The sequence below is a fragment of the Psychromonas sp. genome, assembly GCF_983033635.1.
Map to the genome: position 1 here is coordinate 9,602 of NZ_CEZLMY010000030.1, position 2,296 is coordinate 11,897.

Here is a 2,296-nt window from a genome sequence, read left to right on the forward strand (position 1 = left end):
TTAACGGATTAACGGATTAACGGATTAACGGATTAACGGATTAACTGATTAACTGAAGCCTATTTACTTTGTCTAAAAAGGTTAACGCATACAGCGCGTTAACCTTTTTTATGAAGCTATTTTTAGTGCGAATAAATCTGATTTAAAGACCATTTTAAGCTGCGGGTTATCAAAAAAATGATGCGCTTCATTTTGCCATTGAAATATTAATCCTCACTCACTATACAGACGGTTAATTGCGCACAGCTTGCTGCTTATTTGTACTTAAGGATTCAAATTCATTATATTCTTGCCCGGATTATCTGTTTTTTGTTGGTAATATTTTTTTATTAACATTGTCAGTTGTGTTGAGTTCCAAGTTACTGACGGGGCCGAACATGCATTTTCTAATGCTTTGATTTCAGACAAGAGTTGTTTTTTATCTTGTATATCTAAACTCAGGTAATCAGCTAACTGCGAAAGGCTTTTTAGTGCTGGAAATTCATTTTGTGCATAGTTTAATAATGCCTGATAAATTAGCGCAACATCATCTTTTTTTAATACCGCTTGCAGGGTTAAATAAGCCTGATTTAATGGCTGAGTGATCTTAATGTTTTTTGCTCTGTTAGCTGTTTGCTGGCGTCGATAAGAGAGGTGATAAAAAATCAACATTAACAGCGCAAATAACAGGATGGCGGTGGCAATCTGCCAATATATTAGGGATTCGTTATCAACAATTATGTTTGTTGTTTGTTCTTTATCGCTGCTAGGCGTTGCAAAGTTGCTTACTGCAACTTCTGTTTGCTCTTTTTCTGCGGCTAAAATGGTCAGTGTTTGCGCGGGTAAAACTGCAAATTCCTGTTTATCTGTTTGGCTATTCCACCAAGCTAGTTTAATTTCCGGCAGGGTAAGTTCCCCCACTTGATCGGCAATAATCGCATGACGAACAGTGCGCACCGCATAAATCAAAGCGTTTGCTTGTCCCTCTTTTAATTCATCTTGATCCGGATAAAAGCGTAATTTTTTCGGATAGTTAAACTTGATATTGGGCAGTTTATCTTTATTGACTGAAGCAACTTGCAGCGTGATGCTACGGGTGATTGGCTCGCCAACATGATAACTTTGCTGGTTTAATGCCGGATCTTCAATCAGACGCACATCTTCGCTGATTAACCATTCACCTTGATAGTTTTCAGGTTTTGCTTTTATCTCGACTTGTAGACTGTCGCCGCGAATATTGATCGGATCGGCAATGACGCGATTTTGCCATTCACTTATCTTCACTATTTTGCGTAAATTACCCGTTAACAGCGGTGATTTTATGGTAAATAGGCCCGCTTGTGTTGCATTAATTTGGAACTGGCGTGTAATTGTTTTATAGCGGATACCATTACGGATTGTTTGTCCGTTTTTATCTTTTCCGTAAACCGAAATATCGCCTCCCTCTAAATAGGGGGCAATCAGATCTAATTCATTAGTGTTTTCTGAAATGAATATCTTGGTGGTAAAGATAAGTTGTTGACCTAGATAAACGCTGTTTTTATTAAGGCTATTTTCCATAAAAATAAGATTGTCTTGAGCTTTCGTTGCCTGTTCAGGCGCCTCTTTTACTGATATTTTGATGCTTTCAGTTGTCAGAGTGCCAATTTTTAAAGCCGGAATGGTTAATTCGCCGACTTTTTTCGCCTGTAAGGTGATTTGCCATTTCGTCAGTTCATTAAATTCACCATTAATATATGTGCTGCTACGACTTTGTGAAGGGCGATAAACAGTAAAGTCTTTCTCTAACGGTCTTGTATCTAATTGATAGTCTGAATCGCTATCATTAAGATCGATAGTTAATGTGAACAGATCACCCAAAAAAACAGAATTATCACTAACAGATGTTTGCACTTGTGGTGTAGCCAAAGCACTTTGCTGCAAAAACAGTGATAAAAACAGGGCTGTAACAATTGAAAGTTTAATTCGCATTACCAAATATCTCCGCTATTTTGTTGCTTAACAGGTTGTGATTGTGCTCTTTTCTGATATTCAAGACGCATTTTATTACGTAGTAATAAAGAGGGATCATCAGGCATATTTTTTAACCAGTTAGGTAAATCTTCTAACTCTTGGTTTACTTGCTTAGCTTCTTGGAACTCAGCAATCTGTTGATCTTGCTGTGATTCTTCAGATTGTTCTTGTTGCTCAGCTTTTTGTTGCTCGTTTTGCTGCTGCTCGTTTTGCTGCCTCAGACTGTTCATTTGCGGCTGCTCTTGCGGCTTGGCTTGACTGGTGCGCCGAAACTCCGCCAATTACTGCTGCTGCTACTGCTACC

The 2,296-nt window shown here is 38.4% G+C and carries 2 protein-coding genes; both read right to left on the reverse strand.

Annotated elements, in window-relative coordinates; translation table 11 throughout:
* Positions 1-264 precede the first annotated feature (264 nt).
* Positions 265-1,950, reverse strand: coding sequence for a BatD family protein (locus AC4GME_RS06355; protein ID WP_490377229.1), 1,686 nt, complete (start codon positions 1,948-1,950; stop codon positions 265-267).
* Positions 1,950-2,222, reverse strand: coding sequence for a hypothetical protein (locus tag AC4GME_RS06360; protein WP_490379148.1), 273 nt, complete (start codon positions 2,220-2,222; stop codon positions 1,950-1,952). The genes AC4GME_RS06355 and AC4GME_RS06360 overlap by 1 nt, the downstream gene beginning before the upstream one ends.
* Positions 2,223-2,296 lie beyond the last annotated feature (74 nt).